Consider the following 2,935-nt stretch of genomic DNA (forward strand, 5'->3'; position numbering starts at 1 on the left):
CCAGCCTGCGGCTTCACTGCCCTGGCCGACGCCAGCCGCGGCCAGGGCAGCCAACAGCGGCAGCTCGCCACGGCCATGCACCCAGCTGCGCAGTTCGTCGGCCAATGCGGCGCTGTCCAGCTCGGTGACCGCGGCGAACACGGCTTCTTCTGTGACGCCACTGGCCAGGTGCTGCGTCCACAGGTGGCGCATCAAGTCGTCCAGCGTGGTCTTGCCGTTGGCGCGCAAGCGCAGGTCCAGCAGCAAGGCGATCAGCGAGCCCTTGGTGTAGTAGCTGATGGTCGAGTTCGGCGTGTTCTCGTCGCTGCGGTAGTACTTGACCCAGGCATCGAAGCTGGACTGGGCCACGCTCTGCACCTGGCGGCCTGGCGACGCGCCCACACCGTTGACGGTGCGGGCCAGCAGCTTCAGGTAGCGCGGCGCGTCCAGGATGCCGGCACGCACCAGCATCAGGTCGTCGTAGTAGGAGGTGAAGCCCTCGAACAGCCACAGCAGCTGGGTGTAGTTTTCCTGCGTGTAGTCGTAGTGCAGGAACTCGCGCGGCTTCAGGCGCTTGACGTTCCAGGTGTGGAAATACTCGTGGCTGATCAGGCCCAGCAGCGTCAGGTAGCCGTCCGGCAGTCCTTCCATGCCGGCGCGCGGCAGGTCGCGGCGGTTGGCAATGAGGGCGGTGCTGGCGCGGTGCTCCAGGCCGCCATAGCCGTCCTCCACCGCGTTCAGCATGAACACGTAGTGCTTGAACGGCGGCTTCTTCTTGCCGTGCCAGAAGCTGATCTGGGTGGAGCAGATGCGCTTGGTGTCGGCCAGCAGGCGCTCGCCGTCGAAGCCCGGCCAGGCACCGGAGACGACAAACTCGTGCCGCGCGCCATTCGTCTCGAACTCGCCGCGCCAGAACGTGCCCAGCTCGAACGGGTGGTCGACCAGCTCGTCGTAGTCGGCGCTCAGGTAGCTGCGCTTGCCTTCGGCCACGGGCATGGCCGTTGCCACATCCCAGCCCTTGGGCAGCGTGCCGATCTGCACCTGGTGCGGCTGCGCTTCCTGGCCGTGCACGCGAAGGCACAGGCTGGTGGCGTTGAAGAAGCCGCGGCTGTCGTCCAGGTAGGCGGTGCGCACGGACGTGTCGAAGGCATAGGCCTCGTACTGCACGGTGAGCGTGCCGCGGCCCTTGCAGGCGGCGCGCCAGGTGGTCTTGTCCAGTTGCTCCAGCACCACCGGCTGCTTGCCCTGCGTGGCTTGCAGCTGGCTCAGGTGGCGGCCGAACTCGCGCACCATGTAGCTGCCCGGGATCCACACCGGCAGGCTCAGCGTGGTTTCGGCTTCGGGTGCCGGCACGCTGAGCGTGACGCGAAAACGGTGCGTGGCCGCGTCGGCCACGTCAATGCGGTAGGCAATCATCGTTCAGTGGGTGTCTGACGGAGGGTCCGCCGAAGCTCAGGCGCCAGCGGCACCGAGGAAGCAGCACAGCGCTGCGAGCATGCTCAGGCGAAAACGCAGCGTCAGCCAGTGGGCCATGCCGCCTGCGGGGTACAAGCGGCGGTCAACCAGGTAGCAGACCACCAGCGCCAGCCCCAACAAGGCCAGCCCGGCCGCAGCCGGCATCGCCATGCCGACACCGGCAACGATGGGCGGCACCACCGCCCAGCCGAAACTGCGCGGCCCCTGAGGATCGACACGCATTGCCAGGCCCCAGTGAATGCCGCCGAGGAAGGCCACGATGACCCCAGCGTAGCTGGCCAGGACCAGGGCCAGCCGGTCCCGGTCCTCGCCTTGCAGGTTCCAGATCACCAGCGCACCGAGGAAAAACGGCAGCAAGCCCAGGTAGGCAAGCCAGCGGGCCCGCGGCGGCGGCTCGGCCGCCTCAGGCAAGGTGGGGTGGGCAGGACCGGAGGCGGACAGGAGGCTCATGAACCGCCATTGTGACCGCATGTCAAGCTGCCGCAGCGGCTGCTGCGCAACACAGAAGCGGGAAAAAGACAGGCTTCCCACCGCTTCCTTTGGCCAGGTTTCCGGGCCGGTGCTCAGCCCTTGCTGCTGCTGACCTTCTGGGCGCCCAGTTGCTTCTCGATGGCCGCTGCCGGCATCGCGCCCGGCGAACGGGTGCCGTCTTCGAAGACGATGGCCGGCGTGCCGTTGACCTTGTATTTGCGCGCCAGCTCGGAATTGCGGCTGATGGCGGTGGAATCGCACTCGCCAATCGACTTCGGCGGCTGCGCGCCGTCGATCATCCAGTTGCGCCAGGTCTTCATCGAATCCTTGGCACACCAGATGTCACGCGACTTCGCAGGCGAGTCACCACCCAGGATGGGAATGACGTAGGTGTAGATCGTCACGTCCTTCAGCGTCAGCAAGTCCTTTTCCAGGCGCTTGCAGTAGCCGCAGTTCGGGTCGGCAAAGACGGCGATCTTGCGCGCGCCGGTGCCCTGCTTCACCACCAGCGCGTCCTTGACCGGCAGCTGGTCGAAGTCGATCGCGGTCAGCTTGTCGATGCGGGCCTTGGTCAGGTCGCTCTTGGTCTTGGTCTCGAACAGCGAGCCCTCGATGATGTAGTTGCCGGTGTCATCGCTGTAGACCACGTCGGTGCCCATGCGCACTTCCCACAGCCCGGGCATCGAGGTCTTGCTGACCTCGTCGATCTTGGGCAGGCCGGGCATGCGGTCGGCCAGGGTCTTGCGGATCGCGGCTTCATCGGCCAGCGTGGTGCCGGCGAAGGCCAGCGACAGCGCGCCCAGCAATGCGGCAGTGGCCGCGCGAGAGAAGGAAGTCATTTCAGGTCCTGGTGGGCTTCAGACATCCAGCGCGTGGCTGGCGAGCCAGCGCTTCACCGGCGCCAGCTGGTTGACGAGACTCAGGCCGCGGTTGCGAAGTTCCCGCAGCCCTGGGTGATCGGGCGTGAACAAATTCCACAAACCATCGGTGGCGCGCGCCATGGCCCATT

3 protein-coding genes are annotated in these 2,935 nt (G+C 66.5%); all 3 read right to left on the bottom strand.

The features are described 5' to 3' along the window. The coding region (locus FKP22_RS25975) for a M61 family metallopeptidase (RefSeq protein WP_141290712.1) at positions 1-1,395 on the bottom strand (1,395 nt) is incomplete at its 3' end. A gap of 36 nt (positions 1,396-1,431) precedes the next feature. Continuing rightward, a complete protein-coding gene (locus tag FKP22_RS25980) occupies positions 1,432-1,905 on the bottom strand; it encodes a DUF3429 domain-containing protein (RefSeq protein ID WP_141290714.1) in 474 nt (157 codons plus the stop codon). A 113-nt stretch (positions 1,906-2,018) separates the two neighbouring features. Then, positions 2,019-2,765 (bottom strand): DsbC family protein, encoded by a 747-nt coding sequence (locus tag FKP22_RS25985; RefSeq protein ID WP_141290716.1) that lies wholly within the window; start codon positions 2,763-2,765, stop codon positions 2,019-2,021. Positions 2,766-2,935 lie beyond the last annotated feature (170 nt).

It is taken from the genome of Ideonella azotifigens (genome assembly GCF_006519715.1).
Taxonomy (GTDB): domain Bacteria; phylum Pseudomonadota; class Gammaproteobacteria; order Burkholderiales; family Burkholderiaceae_C; genus Ideonella; species Ideonella azotifigens.